Raw genomic sequence first — 22,968 nt, 5'->3', positions numbered from 1 at the left:
ACAACCTCCGTGGTCAGTACATCTAGGCCCCCGGAGGGAAACTAGCCCGCTCCGTGGCCCTCCGGGACGCGCTCGGACGGGTTCTCGATCGGCCCCGGGGCGGTACCGTCACCGAACGGGCGGCCACCCAACTCCTCGCGGTGGTGCGGGGTGAGCAGGCCGGACAGGTCGGGCCCCTTGGGCACGATGCCGGTGGGGTTCACGTCCCGGTGAACGTTGTAGTAGTGCTCCTTGATCTGGGGGAAGTCGCAGGTGTCGCCGAAACCGGGCGTCTGGAACAAGTCGCGGAGGTACCCCCACAGGGCTGGCATCTCGGTGATCTTGTTGCGGTTGGCCTTGAAGTGACCGTGGTAGACGGCGTCGAAACGCACGAGCGTGGTGAATAGTCGGATGTCCGCGACGGTGATCGTGTCACCGGCGAGGTACCGACGGGTGGTCAACCGCTCCTCGAGCCGGTCCAGCGAGGCCCAGAGCTCGTCGTAGGCCTGTTCGTAGGCGCCCTGCTCGGCCGCGAAACCGCTGCGGTACACGCCGTTGTTCACGGTCGGGTAGATCCACGAGTCCAGTTCGTCGATCTCGTCGCGGTGCTCGTCGGGGTACAGGTCCGGGGCGCCGTCACGGTGGAAGGCCGACCATTCCGTGAGCAGATCGAAGTTGAGCTTCTGGTACGCGTTGGTCACCACCGACCTGGTGGGCAGGTCGACGAGGGCCGGGACCGTGATGCCGCGCGGGTAGTCGGGGATCCGGTTGAAGTAGGCCTCCTGGAGCCGGTGCATGCCCGTGACCGGGTCCTTGCCGTCGGGGTCGAGGTCGAAGACCCAGGAGTTGACGTCGTGGGTCGGTCCGGCCAGTCCCATGGAGATGGCGCCCTCCAGGCCCATCAGACGGCGGACGATGATCGAGCGGCTGGCCCAGGGACAGGCCCTGGCCGCCATCAGGCGGTACCGGCCGGCCTCGACGGGCCACCGCATCTCGCCGATCTTCTCGCCCACCGGGTCCGATCCCGCCGGGAGATCCGCCACGACCCGATCGTTGATGTAGGTGGCGTCGCGGACGAACTCACCGTCGGTCGAGGCGTTCCTGGCTGCGATGAACTCGGTGTCGTCTGCCATGGGGTCTCCTACGGTCGTCGTCGCGGCAAGTGATTGATGCATCACCAACGTACCTGGTGTCAGAATCACGCGCCACCGGAGCCGGTGTGCCACGCTGGCCGCATGGACTCCGCGCACGTCGACGACGTTCCCACCCGCTACGCCGAGTTCGCCGAGTTCGAGGTTCGCGGCCGCACCCCGGTCTACCTGGCGTGGGCCCGGGGGATCGCCGAGGACCCCGCGACGTCCGAGCTCATCGGGAGCCTGCCCCGGATCAAGCGACAACCCGCACTGGTCTTCGCCTCCGCCCGGCACGCCGGCGCGCCCGAGACCGAGGACTACCCGGTGTTCCGGGAGTTCGTCCACGACCACTGGACGCAGATCGAACGGATCGCCCTCACCCACTCCACGCAGACCAACGAGGCCAAGCGGTGCGCGGTCCTCCTGCCGTTCCTCTCCCTGCTCCCGGGCCCGCTCTCGCTCGTGGAGATGGGAGCCTCCGCCGGCCTGTGCCTCTACCCGGACCGGTACGCCTACCGGTACACGCTCGACGGCGGCTCCACCCACGAGCTGCGACCGGCGGGATCGGATACGGCCGCCCCGGCCGCCGGCACACCGGTCCTCGACTGCGCCCTGCGCGACGGCGTCCCCCGCCCGCGGTCCCTGCCCGTCGTCGTCCACCGTGGCGGGGTCGACCTGGCCCCGATCGACCCCGCCCACGCGGACTCGCGGGCGTGGCTGCGCAGCCTGATCTGGCCCGGACAGCAGTCCGAGCGTGTCCCCCGCCTGGACGCCGCGCTCGACATCGCCGCCGCCGACCCGCCTCGGATCATCACGGGGGACCTGGTGGAGAAGCTGGAGGACTCCGTGGCGGCGTGCTCCGCGGGGTCCACGCCGGTGGTGTTCCACACCGCGGTGCTCGGGTACCTCGAGCCCCCGGCCCGCGCCGAGTTCGTCCGCCGGGTCACCGATCTCTGCCGGGGCGCGGGCGCGGTGTGGATCTCCGTGGAGGGGGTGACCCTCCTACCCGACGTCGCCGAGCAGGTCCCGGAACCGATCCGGCGCCACAAGGGCATCTTCGTCGTCGCCGTCAACGGGCGACCCCTGGCCACCGCGCACGGCCACGGCGACTGGGTCCGCGCGCTCGACATGCCCTGAAGGCCGGATCGGGGCGGGGCTGGTCGGATCGGGGCTGGTCGGATCGGCCGATTCAGTCGAACGGCCACCCGCGGCGCATCGACTGGTCGGACCCCGGCTCGATGAGGTACTCGGTTCCGAACGTCGCGGTGTAGACGTTCTCCGGCAGGGCCAGCATCATGCCGATGTCGCTGGTCTGGCTGGCGTGGCACTCCATGGCGCGACGCTTGAGCTCCACGACGTCCGCGGGCAGGTCGATCGCCCACGCGATCTCCGACTGCGGGACCCCGACCGGCAGCCCGTCGTCCCCGGTGAGGATCATCCGGCGCAGTTCCTCCACGTCCATGCCGCCGGACGCGAACGCCGCCAGGAACTCCGCCGCCTCGGGGCTGTCGAGCATCTCGAGCTGGGCGTCCTGATTGGTCGTGGCCTCCAGCAATCGCGGTCGACGGGCCGCCACCCCCACCGCGCGTCGGGCGATCCGGTGGACGGCCAGGTGATCGGGGTGCCCGTAGTTCCCGTGGTGGTCATACCCCACGAGGACGTCGGCGTCTTCTCTGTCGAGGATCCGGGCGAGACGGCCGGCGGCGTGGTCGGTGTCGGCGCTGTGCAGGCACAACGGGTCGTCGTTCTGCGCCCATCCGGTCATGCCCGAGTCCCGGTACCCGAGCCAGTCGATCCGGGCGACGCCCAGGACGTCCGCGGCGGCCCGGGCCTCCCCGCGCCGGTGCTCCACCAGGTCGCCGTCGGGCCCGAGGTGGTCGGGTCGCTGGCCGTGGTCGCCGTCGGTGGCGAAGACCGTGACGACGCGGTGGCCACCGCGCGAGGCGAGCGCCATCATCCCGGCGGTCTGCGAGGTCTCGTCGTCGGGGTGGGCGTGGAGGAACACGATCGTGGACACCCGACCAGTGTGCCCTCCCGCCCGGCCAGGTGTGCGCCCGGAATGGACCGAACCCGACGCGCACCCCCTCTCGCCGCGTGCGGACCGGGCGCGCAAGCCGAAGAGGACGCGCAAGCCCGGCGGGCGAGGGCCGAGAGGCAGGGGGCGAGGGGCCGGGGCCGAGGGGCAGGGCCCGGAACGCGCGACTCCCCGGTCGGTGCCGCTCGTGGTGAGCGACCCCGGCCGGGGAGTGCGGTGCTGCCTTACTTCTCCCGGACGACCGTTCCGTCGTCCTGCAAGCGCAACAGCGGGTAGATGCCGTTCTCGTCGTGGTTCTCGTCGCCGACGACCGGGGGGTTGAAGACGCAGAGCATCTGCATCTCCTCCTCCACGATCACCTGGTGCTTCTCGTGACCGTCCAGCAGGTACATCGACCCCGCCTCGAGCGGGTACTCCTCGCCGTTGGTGAGGTCACGCAACGTGCCCTTGCCCCGGGTCAGCCAGACCGCCTCGATGTGGTTGGCGTAGTGGAAGTCGTTGGTCGTGCCGGCGGCGATGGTGGTCTCGTGGAACGAGAACCCCACCCGGTCGTCGGCAAGGACGATGCGCTTGGACTCCCAGTTGCCGTTGTTGCCCTTGATGTGGCGCTCGGTGTCGGTGATGCCTGCGGTCGTGCGAACGATCATGTGGTGCCTCCTCGGGGAAGGTGGATGGTCTGGACGCGCTCAGACGTACTGCTGCGCCAGGACGTGGTCGACGGCCTCGTAACAGATTTCGATGCCGCGGTCACGCTCCTCATCGGTCAGGGTGAGCGGCGCGAGGAACTTGACCACCTCGTCGCTCGGGCCGGCGGTCTCGACGAGCAGATGGTTGTCGAAGCACCGGGCCATGACCTGGCCGGCGAGCTCCGGGTTCTCGAGGAACGCGATGCCGAACGCCATACCGCGGCCACGCAGTTCGAGCTTGCCCTCGTACTTGTAGACCAGCGGGGAGAAGCGCTCGCGCAGGATCCGGCCGTTCTCGAGCGTGCGGTTCTGCAGTGTGTCGTCCGACCAGTATTTGCGCAGCGCGACGTCGGCGGTGATGAAGGCCATGTTGTTGCCGCGGAACGTGCCGTTGTGCTCGCCGGGGGTCCACTCGTCGAGGTCGCGACGGAACAAGGTCAGGGCGAGCGGCAGCCCGTACCCGCCGATGGACTTCGAGAGGCAGACGATGTCCGGCTTGATCCCCGCGAACTCGAACGAGAAGAACTCGCCGGTGCGGCCGCACCCCATCTGGACGTCGTCCACGATGAGCAGGATGTCGTGGCGGACGCAGAGCTCGTTGAGCGCCTGCAGCCACTCGGCGCGGGCGGCGTTGATGCCGCCCTCACCCTGGACGCACTCGACGATCACGGCCGCGGGGCGGTTCATGCCCGAGCCGGAGTCGACCAGGACGCGCTCCATCCACTGGAAGTCCTCGGTGACGCCCCCGAAGTAGTTGTCGTACGGCATCGGCGTGGCGTGGACCAGTGGGATGCCGGCGCCCGCGCGCTTCATCGAGTTGCCGGTCACCGACAACGAGCCGAGGGTCATGCCGTGGAACGAGTTGGTGAAGTTGATGACGGCCTCACGCCCGGTGACCTTGCGGGCCAGCTTGAGTGCCGACTCCACCGCGTTGGTCCCGGTCGGCCCGGGGAACATCACCTTGTAGTCGAGTCCACGCGGTTCGAGGATCGTCGAGGAGAAGGTCTCGAGGAACGCACGCTTGGCGACCGTGTACTTGTCGAGCGAATGCGTGACGCCGTCGCGCTGGATGTACTCCAGGAGAGCGGCCTTCATGTCGTCGTCGTTGTGGCCGTAGTTCAGCGCACCGGCTCCACCGAAGAAGTCGAGGTACTCATCCCCGTCGACGGTCGTGAGCGTCGTGCCCTTGGCGGTGTCGAAGACCACCGGCCAGTTCCGGGAGTAGCTGCGGACCTCGGACTCGCGGTCCGAGAAGATCTCCGTGTTCGTGCTCGTGTCGTGCGTGGACTCGGTCATGGTCTTCTGATCACTCCAAAGGGAAAGATGCGGGCGACGGTGGCGGGCCGGACGGCCCGTGCGCCCTCGTCTAGGAAATCGTGTAGAGGTCTTCTCGCTCGTGACCCTCTCCGAGCAGCTCCGAGCTCAGGTAGTCCTCGCTGGACAGCGTCATGCCGCGGTCCCGCGCGACCGCGCCGAACGTGCGCTGGGACGCCTCGTTGTCCGGGCTGATGGTGGTGCGCAGTCGGACGACACCGCGCTCGGCCAGCCGGTCCATCAGGCTGTGGAGCAACCGCGCGGCCAGACCCTTGCCTCGCTGGTCCGCGTCGACTCCCACCTGCCAGACAAAGATCGTGTCCGGCTCCGAGGGCCGCAGGAAGCCGGTGACGAAGCCGACCACGCGGCCTTCCACCTCGACGACCACCGAACTCTCGGAGAACTCCGCTCCCCACAGCACGTACGCATAGGAGGAGTTCAGGTCGAGGACTCCGCTGTCGCGGGCGATCTCCCACATGCGATTACCATCGGCCGCGGTGGGCGGACGGAACATCGCGTCGGACGAATCAGGGTTACGGGGTGCTTCTCGTTCTCCTGGGTTCATATGTGTGTCCCAGCGTAGTGACGGCAACCGGTTGCTGCATCTCGGTTCGCCGGATCGTTACCTGATTGGCAGGCGAGTCCGCAGGTGATCAGCCCGCAGTGATGTCGGTCACCCGGTATCGGCACCTCGGGGGGTCAGCACTCTTCCGTCGCGGCCCCGCGCCTGGGAGAATATTTTCATGGACGAGAACCCGATCACAGAATTCGACGAGGGCCGTTCGCTCGAGCTCTTGGCGACAGAGTCCCTCGGCCGTCTGGTCACCGTCACAGGCGGGCGGGCCGACATCTACCCCGTCAACTACGCGTTGTCCACGGAGGGCAAGCTCTTCTTCCGCACCGCCGAGGGGAGCAAGCTCGCCGGCCTCACCATCCACCCCGACGTGGTCTTCCAGGTCGACCACATCGAGGACCGGGAGGCGTGGTCGGTGGTCGTCCGGGGCGAAGCCCGGCGACTGGACGGTTTCGACGAAATCAACCGCGCCGAGGAACTCGACCTCAAGCCGTGGATCCCCACGCTCAAGTACAACTTCGTGGAGATCACGCCCGAGCACATCTCCGGCCGCGGTTTCACCTTCGGCGAGGAGCCGGAGCGCTACGTCGGTTAGCCGAAACCGCCGAGCCACGGGGCACGCCCGGCCGCGGGACCCGCCTAATCGGAAGGTGCGGCCCCCGGGTCGTCCAGTTCCGCCCACAGGCGCCTGACGCGAGCGTCGATGTCATCGCGGATCAGCGCCATCCGTTCCGGACCGTCGATCCCCCGCTCACTGGGCTCGTCGGTCTCCCAGACCTCGATGTCCGCGCGCATCCCGTCGACCGGATCGAGGCGGGCGGCCGTCCCGAGCACGACGACGCGGTCGGCGCGGCGCAAGAAGTCGTCGTCCACCGGCTCGGCGACGGCGCCCGACATGTCGGCACCGACCTCTGCGAGCGAGGCCACCGACTCGGCGTTGGGGGGCTTGCCCACGGCGGGTTGCGTGCCGGCCGAGTGGATCTCGACGGCGTCCCCCGCGACGCGGCGCAGCAGCGCCTCCGCCATCTGGGACTTGCCGCGGTTTGACTTGCAGACGAACAGGACGGCGGGTCGAGGAGTCTGCCGATCGGTCACCGGGGGCCCTCTCCTGAGTTGCGGACAGTGCTGGACGGCGCCTGGCGCAGCGCGGCCGGCACCGTGGGGTCGTCCTTGAACAGGCGCTTACCGGCCCAGAGACTCACGTAGACCAGCCCGATCAGGACCGGGACCTCGATCAGCGGCCCGACCACGCCCGCGAGTGCCTGGCCGGAGGCCACGCCCCAGGTCCCGATACTCACGGCGATCGCCAGCTCGAAGTTGTTGCCCGCGGCGGTGAACGCGACCGCGGTGGACTTGGCGTAGTTCAGGCCCGACGCCCGTGCCGCGAGCAGGCTCCCACCGAACATCAGCACGAAGTACGCGAGCAGGGGCAGGGCGATCCGCGCGACGTCGAGCGGGTTGGCCATGATCGCGTCGCCCTGGAATGCGAAGAGCACGACGATGGTGAACAGCAGCCCGTAGAGCGCCCAGGGGCCGATCTTGGGGAGGAACGTCTCCTCGTACCACTCGCGACCCTTGACCTTCTCCCCGTAGTACCTGGTGAGGAACCCGGCGACGAGGGGTATGCCGAGGAAGACCAGCACACTCAGCGCGATCGCCCACACCGAGAACTGCGCTGTGGTGGTCTCCAGGCCCAGCCATCCGGGGAGTACGTGGAGATAGAACCACCCGAGGCCGGCGAACGCGATGACCTGGAACACCGAGTTGAGCGCCACGAGCACCGCCGCGGCCTCCCGGTCCCCGCAGGCGAGGTCGTTCCAGATGAACACCATGGCGATACACCGGGCCAGTCCGACGATGATGAGTCCCGTGCGGTACTCGGGCAGGTCGGGGAGCATCAGCCAGGCCAGTGTGAACATCAGCGCGGGTCCGACCAGCCAGTTGAGCGCGAGCGAGAGGACGAGAAGCCTCCGGTCCCCCGTGACCCGGTGCGTCTCGTCGTAGCGGACCTTCGCCAGGACGGGGTACATCATGACGAGCAGCCCAATCGCGATGGGCAGGGAGACGTCGGCCACCTTCACGGTGTCGAGCGCCTCGGCGATGCCGGGGACGAAGCGTCCGAGCAGCAACCCCGCCGCCATGGCAACGAGGATCCAGAGGGCGAGATAGCGGTCGAGGAAGGACAGTCTGGCGGCGACGTTCTCGCCGGGATCGGCCGGGGCCGAGACCTGGGTGCTCATGCCGTCGACCCTATGGGATTCATCGATGGGGGTCAATGTGTTCTGTCCGGCTGCCACACTGGCCGGGTACCCTGCAGTCATGACCTCGCAGGAGCCCGGCACCGTTGCCGTCATGGACGCCTCGTGCTGCATCGCCGGCGCGAACGGCCCCCTCGGCCAGGCCGAGGCGGAGGCCGCGGCGGCCCGATTCAAGGCGCTCGCCGATCCCATGCGCTTGCGACTGCTGTCCCACATCGCGGCGGCGGAGTGCAACGACGTGTGCGTCTGCACGCTGACCGAGCCGCTCGGCATAACTCAACCCACGGTGAGCCACCACATGAAGAAGCTGGTCGAGGCGGGCCTGGTCACCCGGGAACAGCGGGGCCGCATGGCGCATTACAGCATCGTTCCGGAGGCGTTCGCGCAGATCCGCGACATCGTGGACGTCCGAGGCCTGCGGGTCCCCTGACGCTCAGGGCCGCTCAGGATGAGCCCACCCCTCCGTCCGCGCCATGTGATGCCGTGAGTCCCGAGGCGTCCGAGGGCGTCATGGCGACGATCTCCGGCAGGGCCCCGCGGACCCGGGCGTCGATGTCGTCCCGGATGGACCGCACGCGATCGAGATCCTGCCCGGCGGGATCTGAGACGTCCCAGTCCAGGTACCGCTTGCCCGGGTAGACGGCGCACGCGTCCCCGCAGCCCATGGAGATCACCACGTCGGCGGCCGCCACCACGTCGTCGGTGAGGGGCTTGGGGTACTCCTTGCCCAGGTCGAGACCCATCTCCGCCATCACCGCCGCGCAGTTCTCGTCGATCCCGGAGCCGGGCAGCGATCCGGCGGACCGCACGTGCACACGCCCCTCGGATCGGTGCGCCATGAGCGCGGCCGCCATCTGCGAGCGCCCGGAGTTCTGTACGCAGATGAAGAGCACTTCCGGGACGTCCTTGGCCACTGCGCCTTCGGCCTGGGCGAGCGCCTTGAGCCGGTCGGTGGCGAATCGCCGGGCGATGGACGGCAGGTGCGCCGTGACCCGGGCGGTGCGACGGAGCGAGGCGTACGACTCGAAGATCACGCGTTCGACGGTCTGCGGACTGAACACGCCCTCGTAGTGCCGGGCCAGCTCACGGGCGTCGCGCTGGAGTTGCGTCTGGGGCATGAGTAGCTCGGGCAGCGGTGCGTCGTGCACGGATCGGGACATGTCGGCCTCCCAGGTTTCATATCGACAGTCATCAATATAGACCGACATCTATGGAACGGGAACCTGATCCGCGCGCGCTCGGCCCCGGCGTCAGGCGTCGAGGCCCCTCAGTGCCCGGCGCCGAGATTCCCGGAGAGCCTGTCGAGCCGCTCCTTGCTCGCCCCGTCGAGTCCGATCACCGACAGCGTCTTGCCCTTGGCCGCGTATTTCTGCTGCACGGCGTCGAGCGTGGCGACGGTCGAGGCGTCCCAGACGTCGGCGTCGGTGAGATCGAGCACCACGTGCCCGGGGTCGCCGGAGTAGTCGAACCGGTACACGAGGTCGTTGCTCGAGGCCCAGAAGAGCTCGCCCGTGACCCGGTAGGTGCGGGTGTCGACCGCGCCGTCGTGGTCGGTGTCGAGCTCGGCCACCTTCTCGATGGTTGTCATGTGCGCGACTCTGCGCGCGAACATGATCATCGCCGTGACGACCCCCAGGATCACGCCGATCGCGAGGTTGTGGGTCCACACCGTCGCCGCCACGGTGACCACCATGACGAGCGTCTCCGACAGCGGCATCAGCCGCAGGGTGCGGGGATGGATCGAGTGCCAGTCCATGGTCCCCACCGAGACCATGATCATCACCGCGACCAGCGCGGCCATTGGGATCAGTCCGACGACATCGCCCAGGACGACGACGAGGATCAGCAGGAAGACGCCGGCGAGCAGCGTGGACAGCCGCGTCCGGGCGCCCGAGGCCTTGACGTTGATCATCGTCTGTCCGATCATCGCGCAGCCGCCCATCCCACCGAAGAGACCGGTGACGAGGTTGGCGACGCCCTGGCCCCAGCCCTCGCGGGTCTTGTCGGAGTGGGTCTCGGTGATGTCGTCGACCAGCTTGGCCGTCATCAGCGACTCCATGAGCCCCACGAGCGCCATGGCGAGCGCATAGGGGGCGATGATCTGCAGCGTCTCCAGCGTGAACGGCACGTCGGGGATCAGCCACGAGGGCAACGAACTGGGCAGCTCGCCCTGATCGTGCACGTCGGGGACCGACCATCCCACCCACACCACCACGATCGTCAGCGCCACGATCGCGACCAGCGGAGCGGGGATCGCGGCGGTGAGCCGGGGGAAGAACACCATGATGACCAGACCCGCGGCCACCAGCGGGTACACCAGCCACGGAACCCCCACCAGGTGCGGGATCTGCGCGGAGAAGATCAGGATCGCCAGCGCGTTGACGAACCCGACCATCACCGAGCGGGGGATGAACCGCATCAGTTTCGCGACCCCGAAGACGCTCAACAGGATCTGCATCACGCCGGCCAGGAGGACCGTGGCGATGAGGTAGTCCAGTCCGTATTCGAGCACCACCGGCGCCACGACGAGGGCGATCGCCCCCGTCGCCGCGGAGATCATCGCCGGGCGCCCGCCAGTGAAGGCGATCGTGACGGCCATGGTGAAGGAGGCGAAAAGACCCACCCGCGGGTCTACGCCCGCGAGAATGGAGAACGAGATCGCCTCCGGGATGAGCGCCAGGGCCACCACGAGGCCGGCGAGCACCTCGGTGCGCAGCCGCGCGGGGGAGGAGAACGCGGCGCGGAACGAGGGCAGCACGCCGGTCGGGAACTCGGTGCTCACGGATCACCTACAGTCAGCGTCAGGACTCTCACACCGCGTGAGAGTAGAAGCTACCGTAACGGGAGAGTTGTGGGCGGGCCAAGTCGCGGCGAACAGACCATGAAGATCGGTGAGGTCGCCGAGCGCACCGCGCTGTCGATCCGGAGCCTGCGGCACTACGACGAACTCGGACTGGCCAGCCCGTCCGCGCACTCCCCCGGCGGGTTCCGCCTCTACACGCCGGGGGACGTCGAGCGGATTCTGCTCATCCGCCGGATGAAGCCCCTGGGGTTCAGCCTCGAGCGGATCCGCGATTTCTGCCGGGCCCTGGACCATCGCGCCGACGACCCGGGGGGATCGGCCGCGCTGATCGCCGAGATCGAGGTCGAGGCCACCGAGCGGCTCGAGCGTCTGCGGACCCACCTGGGTTACGCCGAGGAGTTCGTCGACATCGTCGCGCGCCTCAAGGCCTGACCACCGGGCGCCTGATCACCGGGCGCCTGATCCCCGGGCGAGCGCAGCGGTCACGGCCGCCTTCGCCCACTGGCCGACGCCGATCAGGGTCGCCGACGCCGCACCACACCAGTCCCCGTAGCCGAGCAGGAACAGCCCGGGCACGTCCGGGACCGCCGGCCCCTCGGCCACCACCCGGCCGCCGACCCGCGGGAGACCCAGGCCGCGGAGGTGTCCGAGAGCGGGCCGGAACCCGGTGCACCAGATCACCGCGTCGACCCTCTCGCGGCGGCCGTCGTCCCACTCCACCCCGTCGGGATGGAACCGGGTGAACATCGGGGTGGCCGCCAACAGACCCGCGTCGCGGGCGGCGCGCACCGGTGGGACGACGACGATGTCGCCCAACTCGGCGACACCGCCGCCACTCCCGGACCGGACCGAGGCTGAGGCGACCCGGAACAGCTCCCGTCCGTCGACGTGGTCGGGCAGATAGCGCGGGGGCTCGGTGGTGCACCATGTCAGTTCGCCGTGACTCTCTTCGAGGTGCCCGGCGAGGTCGGCGGCGATCTGCGCGCCCGAGTTGGCCCCGCCCACCACCACGACTCGCCGACCGCCGAACGGCTCCGGACCCCGGTAGGCGGCGCTGTGGATCTGTTCGCCCCGGAATGCCGCGATGCCCGGACAGGTCGGCACGAACGGCCGCGACCACGTGCCGGTGGCGGTGATCACCGCGCGCGCTCGCCACCGGCGGCCATCGACGGCGTGGACGACGAACCCGTCCGGATCTCCGCGCTCGACCGCAGCGACCGGGACTCCGCGTCGGACGGGTAGCCCGTAGTACTCCTCGTACCCGCGCAGGTACTCCACCACATGGGACGCGTCGGGGTTGCCGCCGTCCGTCCGGGGCATCCGGCGACCCGGGAGGGACGAGTAGTCGGCGGGCGAGAACAGTCGCAGCGAGGGCCAGGTGTGCGGCCAGGCGCCCCCCGGCCCGTCGGACGCGTCGAGGATCTCGAAGTCCGCGCCGGCCCGGGTGAGGTGGAAGCCGGCAGCCAGGCCGGCCTGTCCGCCCCCGATCACCACGACGTCCGTCGAGCGAGCGTCGTTCACGGCAGCGTCACCCACCCTCCCTCGTTCCCCTCCTGCCAGCGCCCAGCCAGATCGCCCCTGATCAGACCGCGCCTGACCAGGCCGCGCCTGAGTAGACGCCGGTTCACGGAGTTGTCGCCCGGACGCTAGTGGACCGACTGCACCCCGAGGTCGGCAAGCAGACCCTCCACGAGGCGCTTGATCTCGTCCCTGATCGGCCTGACCGCGTCGACACCCTGACCTGCGGGGTCGTCGAGGGCCCAGTCCAGGTAGCGCTTGCCCGGGAAGGCCGGGCAGACGTCTCCGCAGCCCATGGTGATGCACACGTCACTCGACCGCACCGCCTCGGCGGTGAGCACCTTTGGCGTGGCCGCCGAGATGTCGATGCCGTCCTCGGCCATCGCCTCGGCGACGGCCGGGTTGATCGAATCCGCGGGTGCCGACCCGGCCGAGTGGACCTCTACCGCCCCACCGGACAGATGCGCGGTGTAGGCCGCGGCCATCTGCGAGCGGCCCGCGTTGTGGACGCAGACGAAGAGGACGGAAGGACGATCGGTCACAGTGACTCCCCTGGCAGAAAGCATCGACGACCATCGATAGTAGACGATCGACGTCCACGCGCGGCGGGTCACAGCGCTCGGCCGATGACCTCCTTCATGATCTCGTTGGTGCCGCCGTAGATTCGCATGACACGGGCGGCGGCGAACTTCTGCGCGATCGGGTACTCCATCATGTAGCCGTAGCCCCCGAACAGTTGCAGGCAGCGGTCCACCACGTCGTCGAGCATGTCGGTGGCCTGGAGCTTGGCCATCGACGCGGTCACGGCGTCCAGCTCCCCGGCGATCTCGCGGGAGATGCAGTGGTCGATGAAGGTGCGGGAGGCCATGACGGAGGTCTTGCACACCGCCAGTTCGAACCGCGTGTTCTGGAGATCCAGGATGGGCTTGCCGAACGCCTGCCGCTCGCGGACGTACTCGAGGGTCTCGACCACGGCGGCCTCGGCCATGGCGAGAGCGTCCACGGCGATCGCCAGGCGCTCGCGCGGGAGCTGGTTCATCAGCTGGTAGAAGCCCTGACCCTCCTCGCCGCCGAGCAGGTTGGCGGCGGGCACGCGCATGTCGTTGAAGAACAGCTCGGCGGTGTCCGCGCCGTGGCGGCCCATCTTCTCCAGCACGCGTCCACGCTCGAACCCGGGGGTCGAGGCCTCCACGGCGAACAGCGCCATGCCCTTGTGTCCGGCGTCGAGGTCGGTCTTGGCCACCACCACCACGAAGTCGGCGGAGCCGCCGTTGGAGATGAAGGTCTTGGAGCCGTTGATGACGTAGGTGTCACCGTCCCGCCTGGCGGTGGTGCGCACGCCCTGGAGGTCGGAGCCCGCGCCGGGCTCGGTCATGGCGATGGCGGAGATCCACTCACCGGAGCACATTTTCGGCAGCCACTGCCGCTTCTGCTCGTCGGTGGCGTAGTTGGCGATGTAGTGCGGGGTGATGGTGGAGCCCACGCCCATCCCGAAGGCGGTGTCGCCGGAGTAGACGAGCTCCTCGGTGACCAGGTACTCCATCCCCGGGTCTCCGCCCTGGCCGCCGAACTCCTCCGGAACGTCGAGGCAGATGAGCCCGGCTTCGCCTGTGCGGAGCCAGGTCTCGCGGTCCACGTGCTTCTGCGCGGCCCACTTCTCCTGGTTGGGTGTCATCTCCTTGGCGAAGAAGGCGCGGGCGTGATCACGGAGCAACCGGTGGTCGTCGGTCTCCCAGGAGGGGCGATAGTCGGGGAAGAGTGCGGACATGGCAAGGCCTCCGGGGCGAGATGACGGCGGGTTCAGCAGGGGATACGACGAGGACGAGGTGCGCGGTCGAGCATACGACGACGGTCTGACGCGACCACTCGCGCGCCGACGCACCCGGGGCCATACTCGGGGCATGACCCCTTCCCCGGATCCCGTGGCGCCCGAGCCGTTCCCCACCGACTGGACCCGCTGCCTGGTCCTGGTGGCGCACCCCGACGACCCCGAGTACGGGATGTCCGCGGCGGTGGCCCGCTGGACGGCCGAGGGCCGGAGCGTCGCCTACGTGCTGGCCTCCAGCGGTGAGGCCGGCATCGAGGGGATGCCGCCTGAGGTCGCGGGCCCGGTCCGGGAGGAGGAGCAGCGGCGCTCCTCGGCGATCGTCGGTGTCGACCGGGTGGAGTTCCTGGGCTTCCCCGACAGCAGGATCGTCAACGACGCGGAGCTCCGCGACGCCGTTGCCGACTCCATCCGCCGGCACCGCCCCGACGTCGTGGTCTCCCTGTTCTCCGGGGACGAGTTCGCTCCGGGGCAGCCCAACCAGAGTGATCACATGGAGTTCGGCGCGGCGGTGGGGGCCGCGTACGACGACCTGGTCGCGGCCGTGGGGGTCGATGCCGCGGAGGGGCGGCCGCAGATGTGGTTCGAGTCCTCGCCGGAGATGACGCACTACGTCGACGTGAGCGGGTTCGTCGAACTCGCCGTGGACGCGCTCGCCGAGCATTCCGAGTACCTCTCGGTACTAGACCCGGCCACGCCCGTGCGGGATCAGGCCCGCGCGCAGGTGGAGCAGGTGTGCGCGCCGCGGGACGGACTGTCCGACGGGAACCCGGTGGTGGGCTTCCGGCGGATGCGGCCCTGAGCCGGGGTCAGGCGGGCTCACCCGACCGCGCTCGTGGGGTGTCGGCCGCCTCGGTGGGCCGCAGTCGCTCGACGATCTCGTCCGCCCACTCGGCGTGAGGTGAGTGCAGGGTGCCGTCACCCGGGAGACCGATGTACGTGAGCCAGTAGCGCTGCGCACCCTCCCCGACGACCGCCGTGTACACGAGCGCGCCCTCGGGGCCGATGAACTCCTGCTCGGCGAGGGGGAGCACGCGGAATGACACGGACCAGCCGTCGCCGACGCCGGTGGCGATCTCCTGCGCCCGCTCCTCGACCGGCTGCCCCGGGACCGGCAGGAAGAACTGTCCGATTCCACCGGCCAGGGTGATCGCCGCCCGCCGGTTGTCCGGATCGCGCGGCTCGAACAGGTCCTCGGTGAGCGCGCCCGTCAGCACGATCCCGTCCGAGCGGTCGGTCGCCCCGTCCCCCGCCTCCCTGTCGGGGGTCAGCGCGGTGGTGCCGAAGATCAGATGCTCGCCCGACTCGGCCTGCCAGCCCTCGGGGACACGGACGGCGAGCCCGGTGTAGGGGTCAACGTGATCCGAGCCCGCGGCCACCTGGGTCTTCGGGGACAGGGTGCGGACCCCCGGTGCATACGTCGCAGCCGAGACGAGCACGGTCACTACCGCGGCGGCCACCGCCAGGACGGCGACCAGCGCCACGAGGAGAAGGGACCGTCTCCGGCCGGTGGAGCGGGGGTTCCCTGAGTTCATCCGCCCAGCGTAGGCGGGCGGCGCGCGCGCGGTGCGGCCGGGCGGGAATCCCGCGGTGTGGGCGGGCGGGTCTCCCGCAGCGTGATGTTGACCCGCCCGGGCCCGGCCCCGAGCACGTCCCGGCACCAGGCCGGTGCGGTCCCGTCGAAGACCCTGGGGACCCCGTGGAACGCCATCCTCGACGGGCCGCCGAACACCACGAGGTCCCCGGACTCCAACCGCACGTCGGTGTACGGTTTGCCGCGGTGTTCCGGGGTACCGAAGCGGAAGGTGCAGGCGTCACCGAGGCTCAGCGAGACCACCGGTGCGGAGCTGGCCTCGTCGCGATCCTGGTGCAGACCCATGGTGGCACCACGACCGTAGAGGTTCACCAGCGCGGCGTCGGGGGTGTACGCCGACCCCACCAGCGACGCGTCCACGGCGGCCGCCGCGTCGAGCCCCGCCCGCGCCGCCCGGACCAGCCAGTCCGGGAGCGGCGGGACCACCTCGTCGTCGTCGTACCGGTACGGCGTCCAGTGCCGCCCCAGGCAGAGCGTCCGCACCGACATCCTCCCCCCGCCTGGCAGCACGATCGACCGCGGCGGCCGCGCGGACGCCCAGTCCACGCAAGCCCGGAGCAGGAACTCCTGCTGCGCGCGGTCCATCCAGTCCGGAACATGGACGGCGCCGGGGGCGAGGATCGCCGGAGGACGGTCGATCCCGAAGAGGGCGTCGGTCACCGCGGATCCGCGCCGAGCACTTCCCACGCCTGCTCCGCCAGGGCCGGCGTCGCGGCGGCCACGACGGTCCCGCCGTCCAGTGGCTGTCGCCCGTCGGGTCCGGTGATCACACCGCCCGCCGCCTCGACGATCGGGATGAGCGCGATGATGTCGTAGGGATTCAGGTCCGACTCGACCACGAGGTCCACCCGGCCCGCGGCGAGCATGCAGTAGGCGTAGCAGTCCCCGCCGAAACGTTGCAGGCGGACCCGCGAGGCGAGGTCGTCGTAGCGCCGTCGCAACCCGCCGTCGTCTCCGAACATCGACGGGTGCGTGGTGTACATGATCGCCTCGGAGAGCTCGTCGCACCCGGAGACATGGAGGTCGAAGGCCTCCGGACCGTCCGACCGGCGACGCACGGTGGACCGGCCGTGGACCGCGGAGAAGGTCTCCCCCAACACCGGCTGGTCCATCCACCCCGCCACCGCGCGGCCGTTCTCCACCACCCCGACCAGCGTGCCCCACCCGGCCATGCCCGTCATGAAGGCCTTGGTGCCGTCGATCGGGTCGAGGTACCAGGTGCGCGAGGCGTCGGAGGGGCCGGACTCGCCGTTCTCCTCGCCCACCACCCGGTCCCCCGGCGCCATCGACGAGATCCCGGCACGCAGCAACGCCTCGATGTCGCGGTCGGCCTCGGTCACCGGGTCGTACCCCCGGGCGCCGCCCTTGTCCTCGGGGACCAGATCCCGGAGCTCGCCGTGGAAATGTCGGCGGGCGATCCTGCCGGTGGCGGCGAGCAACTCGTCGAGATGCTCGATCAGGTCGGGGTCCAGTGGTCGGTCGGGCCTGGCAGTCATGGCCCCATGGTGCATCACGGGCACCGGTCGCACACCCGTTCGCGACGCGGCATACTCGATCCCACCCCTCTACGGCTACCAGTACGGATAGCGTGAGCAGACCGAACCGCACGGACGGAGCCGAGAGACGTTGAACGACCTCGTGGATTTCCTCTCCACCCGCAGGCTCCAGCTCGCCACGGACTCGTGGCAGCACGTCAGCGCGACCGTGCAGGCGGTCCTGCTCGCCACGCTGCTGTCGGTGGCGGTCGGTGTGGCGGTGTACCGAAGCAGGGCCGGTTCGGCCGTGGCCACCGGCCTGGCCGCCACCGCCCTGACCGTGCCCTCGTTCGCCCTGCTGGGGCTGCTCATCCCCATCCTGGGCCTGGGTGTCCTACCCACCATGACCGCGCTGGTCATCTACGCGGTGCTGCCGATCCTGCGCAACACCATCGTCGGGCTCGACGCCGTCCCCGCCGCGACGGTCGATGCCGCGCGCGGGGTGGGGATGAGCCGGATCGGCGTCCTGGGCCGGATCGAGATCCCCCTGGCGTGGCCGTCGATCCTCGCCGGGATCCGCATCTCCACCCAGATGTCCATGGGCATCCTCGCCATCGCCGCCTACGCCAAGGGACCCGGGCTGGGCAACCTCATCTTCGCCGGGCTCTCCCGGGTGGGGACGCCCACCGCCCTGCCCATGGCGCTCACGGCGACCGTTCTCATCGTCGTCCTCGCGCTCGTCCTCGACGCGCTCCTCGTCCTGCTCGGGCGCCTGACCATCAGGGGGAACCAGTGACCACACCCGCCGCGCACGAGACCGACGCCGTGTCCGGGGTGCCCATCACCCTGGACGACGTCACCAAGATCTACCCCGGCCAGGAACGGCCCGCCGTCGACCACGTCTCGCTCGAGCTCCCTGCCGGACGCACCACCGTGTTCGTGGGGCCGTCCGGCTGCGGCAAGACCACCACGATGCGGATGATCAACCGCCTCATCGAGCCGTCCTCGGGCACCATCACGATCGACGGCCAGGACAACCGGACCCTCGACGCCGACACCCTCAGGCGCCACATCGGCTACGCGATACAGGCGTCCGGCCTGTTCCCGCACATGACGGTGGCCCAGAATGTGGGGACCGTGCCCCGGCTTCTCAAGTGGAGGAAGTCGCGCATCTCGGACCGCGTGGACCAGATGTTGGAACTGGTGGGCCTGGACCCGGCCGACTACCGCGACCGCTACCCCGCACAGCTCTCCGGTGGTCAGCAACAGCGGGTCGGGGTGGCCCGGGCGCTGGCCGCGGACCCGCCGGTGCTGCTCATGGACGAGCCGTTCGGGGCAGTGGACCCCATCACCCGCGCCTCGCTCCAGGACGAACTCATCCGCCTGCAGGAGGAACTGCACAAGACCATCGTCTTTGTGACCCACGATTTCAACGAGGCCGTCCGGCTCGGTGACCGGATCGCCGTGCTCGGTCCCGGTTCCTCGGTCCTCCAGTTCGACACCCCCGAGGCGATCCTGGCGAATCCGGCGGACGAGACCGTGGCCGGCTTCATCGGCGACGACGCGGCGCTCAAGACCCTCACCCTGCGGCGGGTGGGGGACGTGGACCTCGGAGCGGCGACGACGGCGAGGGAGTCGGAGGACCCGGCCGATTTCGCCTCCCGCGTCCGCGGGGCCGACGACGAGTGGGCGGTGGTCCTGGACGACTCCGGGCACCCCCTGCGCTGGGTCCGCGGCGACCTGGTGGCCGGGATGCCGGACCTGCGGTCGGGTGGTCAGCCGGTGACAGGCACCGTCACGGTCGACTCGACGCTCCAGGAAGCGCTCGACGGACTGCTCTCGACCGCCAGCGCGACCACCGTCGTGGTCGACAGATCAGGGGCGTACCGGGGGACGATCGGGATCGACGACCTGGTGGCGGAGCTCCGGCGCATCCACCACCACCACCACGACCCCGGTTCCTCGGAGCCCACAGGCCCCACGGACACCGTGGAGCGCTCGTGAGCAGCGCGACGACCGCCTCCCGCGGCGGGTCCCGGGCGGCGTCCCGCGCCGACTCGGCCAGGTTGGTTGTGCAGCCGGTCGTCATCATGCTCGCCGCGGTGGGCGTGCTGTGGTGGGCCTTCGGGACGGAGCTCGACGAGACCCAGCGGGCCTCGCTCAACGCCTCGTCCATCACCCAACGCACCCTGGAGCACGTCCAGATCACCTTCACCGTGGCCGCCATCGTCGTCGCGGTGGGGGTGCCGCTGGGAATCCTGCTGACCCGCCGCCGGATGGGCTTCCTCGCGCCCGTCGCCATCGGGATCGCCAACGTCGGCCAGGCGGCACCGGCGATCGGGCTGATCGTGCTGCTCTTCCTGGCCACCAACCGCACCGGCTTCTGGATCGGTGTCCTGCCCGTGGCCGTCTACTCGCTGCTCCCGGTGCTGCGAAACACGATCGTGGGGATCCGGAACGTGGACCCCGCGCTGATCGACGCGGCGCGGGGGCAGGGCATGACCTCGCGCCGGGTCCTGCGCACCGTCGAGTTACCGCTCGCGGTGCCGTTCATCCTGGCCGGGCTCCGCACCACGCTGGTACTGGCGGTCGGCACCGCGACGCTGAGCTTCCTGGTGGACGCGGGCGGGCTGGGGATCTTCATCGACACCGGCTACCGACTCCAGGACACCACCACCCTCGTGGTGGGTTCCGTCCTGGCGGTGTGCCTGGCCCTGCTCGTCGACTGGCTCGGCGGGGTGGGCGAGGTCCTGTTCAACCCGAGGGGGCTGCGATGACGGCGATGAGACGCCTGCTGGCCACGTGTCTGGCCACCGTGTTCGTGGCGACCGGGTGCGGGCTGAGCGACGGCGGGTCCGTGCCGCTGCCCGTGGGCCCGGGGCCGGACGGCACCGTCCCCTCGCTCGAGGGGGTGCGCGTGACGGTCGGCGGCAAGGACTTCACCGAGGGCGTGATCAGCAGCTATCTGGTCGAGTTCCTCCTGGCCGCCGCCGGGATGGAGGTCTCCGACATGTCCGCCCTCGCCGGCTCCAACAGTTTCCGGCAAGCCCTGGTCACCGGCCAGGTCGACATCGGGATGGAGTACACGGGCACCGCGTGGATGAGCTACCTCGGCAACTCCGAACCGGTCCGCGACCCGGAGGCGCAGTGGACCGCCGTGCGGGACGCCGACCTCGAGGCCCACGACATCCGGTGGCTGCCCCCGACCACCGTCGACAACACCTACTCGTTCGCCCTGAGCCGGGACACCGCGCAGGAGACCGGCGTCCGCACGTTCTCCGACTACGCCCGGCTCGTCCAGACAGATCCGGAATCGGCCGTGACCTGCATGGAGACAGAATTCTCCGTGAGGCGTGACGGCTGGCCGGGCCTGGCCGAGGCTTACGGCTTCGACGCCGCCACGGTCCCCGTGCCGATCATGCAGCCCGGAATCATCTACCAGGCCACCGCCACCGGCCGGGAATGCCGGTTCGGGGAGGTCTACACCACCGACGGCCGGATCAAGGGCCTCGACCTGGTGGTCCTGGAGGACGACCGGCGCTTCTTCCCCGTCTACAACCTCGCGACGGTGGTCCGCGGTGAGTTTCTGGACGCCCACCCGGAGATCGAGCAGGTTCTCGCGCCGCTCGTCGAGGTCCTCGACAACGAGGTGATGGTCGACCTGAACATGCGGGTCGACGTCGACGGCGACGACCCGGCGCTGGTCGCGAGGGACTTCCTGGTGGATCAGGGGCTCGTCTCGGTGGACTGACCGCGACCGGCCCCGGCATCGCACCGGACACCCGGCGGGCTCTCGGGCGTGCACGCGGCGGCGACGTGGCGAACAATCGGGGTGAGGTACCCGAGGAGGAGACTCATGACCAGGAACCCGCTGATGTCGCTCCCGAGGTCGGCCGCCCGCCTTCCGCGGATGGCGCCGGACATGGGGCGGCTTCCTGTGGGGAGCATCGTCACCCTCACCGACGACGTCACCACCCGGCTCTACGACACCGGGGAGGACCACCTCACCCCGGTGGTGTTGCTGCACGGGATGGCCGCGACCGGGATGCTCAACTGGTACCAGACCTTCCAGCGCCTGCAGGGCGAGTACCGGCTCATCACCTACGACCAGCGACGCCACGGCATGGGCGACGGCGGCCGGTTCGACTTCCAGTCGCTGAGTGAGGATGTGCTCCGGGTGTCCGACCATCTGGAGCTCGACGCGCCCGTCATCGGCGGATACTCGATGGGCGGGATCGTCGCCCAGCTCGCGGCCCGGCGGGACCCGTCCCGGCTCGGCGGGCTGGTGCTGGCCGCCACCGGCACGGGCGCCCAGCGCAATGCGCTGGAGAAGATCACCCTCGGCTCGTTGACCCGCAGTGCTCCCGCCCTCAACGCCGTCCCGATCGAGGTGGCCAGGGAGATCGACGACGAGGTGCCCGGTGCCTACACCTGGGCGATACGCGAACTTGCCTCCGTGCCCCTCGCGACCCACCGGACCGTGATCGCGGAGGTGGCCCGGTTCAACTCAACGTCGTGGCTCCACGAACTGGACCTCCCGGTCGCGATCATCAAGACCATGCGCGACATCGCCTTCCCCCGGTGGATCCAGGACGAGATGGCCGATCTCCTGCCGCACAGCGCGGTGTTCCCGATCACCGCCGGCCACGCGGCCTGCGCGACGCACCCCGGCAGGTTCGCGCGTCGGATGCGTACGGCGATCGGCTGGGTGGTGTCCAACCGGCAGTGAATGCCAACCGTGATGGGCACTGCCGGCCGCGCTACAGCGCCGAGTACCGCACCGCGGTGACGATGAACACGACGATCGCGATCCCGCCGAGGACGACCCCCATCAGTCCCCGGCGCGGGTCCGGGTCCTCGTTGGTGAGCCAGCCCGTGGGCCATCGGGCGAGCAACCCGAACGCCACCGCCATCAACGCGGCGAGGAACGCGACGATGTTGAGGATGGGGACCCAGGACAGCGCGAGGGAACCGACGCCCAGGACCAGCGACCGGGTGCCCAGATCCATGCTCCCGGACGGCTTCTTCCTCGGCATCCTTCTCAATTCCTTGCTCTGCCGGTCGGATCCGGAGCGGGGGCGCAGCGGCATGGGGCAAGCCTAACCGTGCCGGCCCGGACAGCGCCTCAGCTCAGGAACTGCCCGTTCACGAAGCCCGCCAGGAGTACCGCGAACCCGCCCATCTCACCCACCATCAGTGCCACCATGCCGACGTGCGTCGCAGGCGAGGCACCGTCGAACTGGTTGGTCGTGTCCTGCAGGGCACCGTGCACGATGTAGCTGGCGATCGCCACGACGAAGAAGAACACCAGGACCCCGGCCGCGGCGAGGTTGACCCCGGTCGGCCAACTACTCAGCTCCACGAACACGGCGATGAGCAGCGTCGCGAAGGAGTACAGCAGGGCCGCCCGGTGCGCTATGTCGACGTACGGGTGCGCGAGGTGGTCGGCGCTCGTCGCCATCTGCCGGTACTTCCACACCCCCAGCCCCAGGGCCAACAGGAAGATCAGTCCGGCGGCGAGAAGTGTGATCCGGGTGTCGAGACCGAGTGCGAGCGTCACCGACGACGTGGTGGGGGAACTGAGCGGGTTCATGGGTCCTTCCGAGCGACACCGGACCATACGGCACTGGCCGAGTGCTTAGACACTAGGCGTACCGTCACCGAGGCCAGAATCCGGGACGTTCGCCCTGAACACGCGGTCGGCGGTGCACGACGACCTGGATTGTGGCCGCGACCGGCCAACCCCCACAATTCCGGCTCTTCGCATCTGAGCG

Annotated in this window: 27 protein-coding genes; 10 read left to right on the top strand and 17 right to left on the bottom strand. The window is 69.7% G+C overall.

Going from position 1 to position 22,968, the window contains the following annotated elements:
• Positions 1 to 41: 41 nt before the first annotated feature.
• Entirely contained in the window at positions 42 to 1,112 is a 1,071-nt protein-coding gene (locus H483_RS23780) for a glutathione S-transferase family protein (protein WP_017835761.1), read from the bottom strand.
• Positions 1,113 to 1,214: 102 nt separating this feature from the next.
• Here H483_RS23780 and H483_RS23775 point away from each other — a divergent pair, with 102 nt between their 5' ends.
• Entirely contained in the window at positions 1,215 to 2,249 is a 1,035-nt protein-coding gene (locus tag H483_RS23775) for a DUF2332 domain-containing protein (RefSeq protein ID WP_017835760.1), read from the top strand.
• Between the two features lie 52 nt (positions 2,250 to 2,301).
• Here H483_RS23775 and H483_RS23770 read toward each other — a convergent pair whose 3' ends face one another.
• The 4 genes from H483_RS23770 to ectA form a co-directional block, all read right to left on the bottom strand.
• Positions 2,302 to 3,129, bottom strand: a complete 828-nt coding sequence (locus H483_RS23770) for a PIG-L deacetylase family protein (protein ID WP_017835759.1) — start codon at positions 3,127 to 3,129, stop codon at positions 2,302 to 2,304.
• A 242-nt stretch (positions 3,130 to 3,371) separates the two neighbouring features.
• Positions 3,372 to 3,794, bottom strand: coding sequence for an ectoine synthase (locus H483_RS23765; RefSeq protein ID WP_017835758.1), 423 nt, complete (start codon positions 3,792 to 3,794; stop codon positions 3,372 to 3,374).
• Between the two features lie 39 nt (positions 3,795 to 3,833).
• Positions 3,834 to 5,129 carry a diaminobutyrate--2-oxoglutarate transaminase gene (ectB, locus tag H483_RS23760; RefSeq protein WP_017835757.1) on the bottom strand — a complete coding sequence of 432 codons (1,296 nt, stop codon included), beginning with the start codon at positions 5,127 to 5,129 and terminating at the stop codon, positions 3,834 to 3,836.
• Between the two features lie 70 nt (positions 5,130 to 5,199).
• Complete coding sequence (ectA, locus tag H483_RS23755) at positions 5,200 to 5,712, bottom strand: diaminobutyrate acetyltransferase (protein WP_031264540.1); 513 nt, start codon at positions 5,710 to 5,712, stop codon at positions 5,200 to 5,202.
• A 178-nt stretch (positions 5,713 to 5,890) separates the two neighbouring features.
• On the opposite strand from ectA, the gene H483_RS23750 reads away from it, so the two are divergent.
• Complete coding sequence (locus H483_RS23750; protein WP_017835755.1) at positions 5,891 to 6,316, top strand: pyridoxamine 5'-phosphate oxidase family protein; 426 nt, start codon at positions 5,891 to 5,893, stop codon at positions 6,314 to 6,316.
• Between the two features lie 44 nt (positions 6,317 to 6,360).
• On the opposite strand, the gene H483_RS23745 is transcribed toward H483_RS23750, so the two are convergent.
• Both H483_RS23745 and arsB read right to left on the bottom strand, forming a co-directional pair.
• Positions 6,361 to 6,816 carry a low molecular weight phosphatase family protein gene (locus H483_RS23745; RefSeq protein WP_017835754.1) on the bottom strand — a complete coding sequence of 152 codons (456 nt, stop codon included), beginning with the start codon at positions 6,814 to 6,816 and terminating at the stop codon, positions 6,361 to 6,363.
• On the bottom strand, positions 6,813 to 7,961 hold the full coding sequence (gene arsB / locus H483_RS23740; protein WP_017835753.1) for an ACR3 family arsenite efflux transporter: 1,149 nt from the start codon (positions 7,959 to 7,961) through the stop codon (positions 6,813 to 6,815). The genes H483_RS23745 and arsB overlap by 4 nt, the downstream gene beginning before the upstream one ends.
• 79 nt (positions 7,962 to 8,040) lie before the next feature.
• Here arsB and H483_RS23735 point away from each other — a divergent pair, with 79 nt between their 5' ends.
• Positions 8,041 to 8,409, top strand: a complete 369-nt coding sequence (locus tag H483_RS23735) for a metalloregulator ArsR/SmtB family transcription factor (protein WP_031264539.1) — start codon at positions 8,041 to 8,043, stop codon at positions 8,407 to 8,409.
• A 13-nt stretch (positions 8,410 to 8,422) separates the two neighbouring features.
• Here the strand turns inward: H483_RS23735 and H483_RS23730 are convergent, their stop codons facing one another.
• Both H483_RS23730 and H483_RS23725 read right to left on the bottom strand, forming a co-directional pair.
• On the bottom strand, positions 8,423 to 9,139 hold the full coding sequence (locus H483_RS23730) for a low molecular weight phosphatase family protein (RefSeq protein ID WP_017835751.1): 717 nt from the start codon (positions 9,137 to 9,139) through the stop codon (positions 8,423 to 8,425).
• 107 nt (positions 9,140 to 9,246) lie between these two features.
• A complete protein-coding gene (locus tag H483_RS23725; protein ID WP_017835750.1) occupies positions 9,247 to 10,761 on the bottom strand; it encodes a SulP family inorganic anion transporter in 1,515 nt (504 codons plus the stop codon).
• A 99-nt stretch (positions 10,762 to 10,860) separates the two neighbouring features.
• Between H483_RS23725 and H483_RS23720 the strand changes: the two genes are divergently transcribed.
• Positions 10,861 to 11,214 carry a MerR family transcriptional regulator gene (locus H483_RS23720; protein WP_017835749.1) on the top strand — a complete coding sequence of 118 codons (354 nt, stop codon included), beginning with the start codon at positions 10,861 to 10,863 and terminating at the stop codon, positions 11,212 to 11,214.
• A gap of 15 nt (positions 11,215 to 11,229) precedes the next feature.
• Here the strand turns inward: H483_RS23720 and H483_RS23715 are convergent, their stop codons facing one another.
• From H483_RS23715 to H483_RS23705, 3 genes are all read right to left on the bottom strand, one after another.
• The gene (locus H483_RS23715; protein WP_017835748.1) at positions 11,230 to 12,303 is read right to left on the bottom strand and encodes an ArsO family NAD(P)H-dependent flavin-containing monooxygenase; all 1,074 of its coding nucleotides are present in this window, start codon (positions 12,301 to 12,303) and stop codon (positions 11,230 to 11,232) included.
• Positions 12,304 to 12,428: 125 nt separating this feature from the next.
• Complete coding sequence (locus H483_RS23710; protein ID WP_031264537.1) at positions 12,429 to 12,842, bottom strand: arsenate reductase ArsC; 414 nt, start codon at positions 12,840 to 12,842, stop codon at positions 12,429 to 12,431.
• Between the two features lie 68 nt (positions 12,843 to 12,910).
• On the bottom strand, positions 12,911 to 14,068 hold the full coding sequence (locus H483_RS23705; protein WP_017835746.1) for an acyl-CoA dehydrogenase family protein: 1,158 nt from the start codon (positions 14,066 to 14,068) through the stop codon (positions 12,911 to 12,913).
• A gap of 133 nt (positions 14,069 to 14,201) precedes the next feature.
• On the opposite strand from H483_RS23705, the gene H483_RS23700 reads away from it, so the two are divergent.
• The gene (locus H483_RS23700; RefSeq protein WP_042328932.1) at positions 14,202 to 14,927 is read left to right on the top strand and encodes a PIG-L deacetylase family protein; all 726 of its coding nucleotides are present in this window, start codon (positions 14,202 to 14,204) and stop codon (positions 14,925 to 14,927) included.
• Between the two features lie 7 nt (positions 14,928 to 14,934).
• On the opposite strand, the gene H483_RS23695 is transcribed toward H483_RS23700, so the two are convergent.
• The 3 genes from H483_RS23695 to H483_RS23685 are packed head-to-tail and all read right to left on the bottom strand — an operon-like array spanning position 14,935 to position 17,215.
• Positions 14,935 to 15,660 carry an APA family fibronectin-binding glycoprotein gene (locus H483_RS23695; RefSeq protein WP_081615086.1) on the bottom strand — a complete coding sequence of 242 codons (726 nt, stop codon included), beginning with the start codon at positions 15,658 to 15,660 and terminating at the stop codon, positions 14,935 to 14,937.
• Positions 15,657 to 16,379: an alpha-ketoglutarate-dependent dioxygenase AlkB gene (locus tag H483_RS23690; protein ID WP_017835743.1), complete on the bottom strand. Its 723-nt coding sequence runs from the start codon at positions 16,377 to 16,379 to the stop codon at positions 15,657 to 15,659. Before H483_RS23690 ends, H483_RS23695 begins: the two co-directional genes overlap by 4 nt.
• Positions 16,376 to 17,215 (bottom strand): inositol monophosphatase family protein, encoded by an 840-nt coding sequence (locus H483_RS23685; RefSeq protein WP_017835742.1) that lies wholly within the window; start codon positions 17,213 to 17,215, stop codon positions 16,376 to 16,378. The genes H483_RS23690 and H483_RS23685 overlap by 4 nt, the downstream gene beginning before the upstream one ends.
• 130 nt (positions 17,216 to 17,345) lie before the next feature.
• Between H483_RS23685 and H483_RS23680 the strand changes: the two genes are divergently transcribed.
• From H483_RS23680 to H483_RS23660, 5 genes are all read left to right on the top strand, one after another.
• A complete protein-coding gene (locus H483_RS23680; RefSeq protein WP_017835741.1) occupies positions 17,346 to 17,990 on the top strand; it encodes an ABC transporter permease in 645 nt (214 codons plus the stop codon).
• Entirely contained in the window at positions 17,987 to 19,198 is a 1,212-nt protein-coding gene (locus H483_RS23675; RefSeq protein WP_017835740.1) for an ABC transporter ATP-binding protein, read from the top strand. Before H483_RS23680 ends, H483_RS23675 begins: the two co-directional genes overlap by 4 nt.
• The gene (locus H483_RS23670; RefSeq protein ID WP_017835739.1) at positions 19,195 to 19,971 is read left to right on the top strand and encodes an ABC transporter permease; all 777 of its coding nucleotides are present in this window, start codon (positions 19,195 to 19,197) and stop codon (positions 19,969 to 19,971) included. Before H483_RS23675 ends, H483_RS23670 begins: the two co-directional genes overlap by 4 nt.
• A complete protein-coding gene (locus H483_RS23665) occupies positions 19,968 to 20,945 on the top strand; it encodes a glycine betaine ABC transporter substrate-binding protein (protein WP_017835738.1) in 978 nt (325 codons plus the stop codon). The genes H483_RS23670 and H483_RS23665 overlap by 4 nt, the downstream gene beginning before the upstream one ends.
• A gap of 105 nt (positions 20,946 to 21,050) precedes the next feature.
• Positions 21,051 to 21,923, top strand: coding sequence for an alpha/beta fold hydrolase (locus H483_RS23660; RefSeq protein ID WP_042328929.1), 873 nt, complete (start codon positions 21,051 to 21,053; stop codon positions 21,921 to 21,923).
• Between the two features lie 31 nt (positions 21,924 to 21,954).
• On the opposite strand, the gene H483_RS23655 is transcribed toward H483_RS23660, so the two are convergent.
• Positions 21,955 to 22,284 (bottom strand): hypothetical protein, encoded by a 330-nt coding sequence (locus tag H483_RS23655; RefSeq protein ID WP_031264534.1) that lies wholly within the window; start codon positions 22,282 to 22,284, stop codon positions 21,955 to 21,957.
• Positions 22,285 to 22,319: 35 nt separating this feature from the next.
• On the bottom strand, positions 22,320 to 22,787 hold the full coding sequence (locus H483_RS23650) for a hypothetical protein (RefSeq protein ID WP_017835733.1): 468 nt from the start codon (positions 22,785 to 22,787) through the stop codon (positions 22,320 to 22,322).
• Positions 22,788 to 22,968 lie beyond the last annotated feature (181 nt).

The sequence above is a fragment of the Dietzia sp. UCD-THP genome (assembly GCF_000349585.1).
GTDB lineage: Bacteria > Actinomycetota > Actinomycetes > Mycobacteriales > Mycobacteriaceae > Dietzia > Dietzia natronolimnaea_A.
Note: the sequence above shows the minus strand (reverse complement) of the source record. Positions and strands in the feature narration are given on the sequence as shown.

Bases quoted from the DNA above. Each gene is read 5' to 3' on its own strand.
- arsB (WP_017835753.1), bottom strand. From the start codon at position 7,961: ATGAGCACCCAGGTCTCGGCCCCGGCCGATCCCGGCGAGAACGTCGCC.
- ectA (WP_031264540.1), bottom strand. From the start codon at position 5,712: ATGAACCCAGGAGAACGAGAAGCACCCCGTAACCCTGATTCGTCCGAC.
- H483_RS23720 (WP_017835749.1), top strand. From the start codon at position 10,861: ATGAAGATCGGTGAGGTCGCCGAGCGCACCGCGCTGTCGATCCGGAGC.
- H483_RS23665 (WP_017835738.1), top strand. From the start codon at position 19,968: ATGACGGCGATGAGACGCCTGCTGGCCACGTGTCTGGCCACCGTGTTC.
- H483_RS23705 (WP_017835746.1), bottom strand. From the start codon at position 14,068: ATGTCCGCACTCTTCCCCGACTATCGCCCCTCCTGGGAGACCGACGAC.
- H483_RS23655 (WP_031264534.1), bottom strand. From the start codon at position 22,284: ATGCCGCTGCGCCCCCGCTCCGGATCCGACCGGCAGAGCAAGGAATTG.
- H483_RS23765 (WP_017835758.1), bottom strand. From the start codon at position 3,794: ATGATCGTTCGCACGACCGCAGGCATCACCGACACCGAGCGCCACATC.
- H483_RS23700 (WP_042328932.1), top strand. From the start codon at position 14,202: ATGACCCCTTCCCCGGATCCCGTGGCGCCCGAGCCGTTCCCCACCGAC.
- H483_RS23750 (WP_017835755.1), top strand. From the start codon at position 5,891: ATGGACGAGAACCCGATCACAGAATTCGACGAGGGCCGTTCGCTCGAG.
- H483_RS23660 (WP_042328929.1), top strand. From the start codon at position 21,051: ATGACCAGGAACCCGCTGATGTCGCTCCCGAGGTCGGCCGCCCGCCTT.
- H483_RS23685 (WP_017835742.1), bottom strand. From the start codon at position 17,215: ATGACTGCCAGGCCCGACCGACCACTGGACCCCGACCTGATCGAGCAT.
- H483_RS23730 (WP_017835751.1), bottom strand. From the start codon at position 9,139: ATGTCCCGATCCGTGCACGACGCACCGCTGCCCGAGCTACTCATGCCC.
- H483_RS23650 (WP_017835733.1), bottom strand. From the start codon at position 22,787: ATGAACCCGCTCAGTTCCCCCACCACGTCGTCGGTGACGCTCGCACTC.
- H483_RS23775 (WP_017835760.1), top strand. From the start codon at position 1,215: ATGGACTCCGCGCACGTCGACGACGTTCCCACCCGCTACGCCGAGTTC.
- H483_RS23695 (WP_081615086.1), bottom strand. From the start codon at position 15,660: ATGAACTCAGGGAACCCCCGCTCCACCGGCCGGAGACGGTCCCTTCTC.
- ectB (WP_017835757.1), bottom strand. From the start codon at position 5,129: ATGACCGAGTCCACGCACGACACGAGCACGAACACGGAGATCTTCTCG.
- H483_RS23780 (WP_017835761.1), bottom strand. From the start codon at position 1,112: ATGGCAGACGACACCGAGTTCATCGCAGCCAGGAACGCCTCGACCGAC.
- H483_RS23735 (WP_031264539.1), top strand. From the start codon at position 8,041: ATGACCTCGCAGGAGCCCGGCACCGTTGCCGTCATGGACGCCTCGTGC.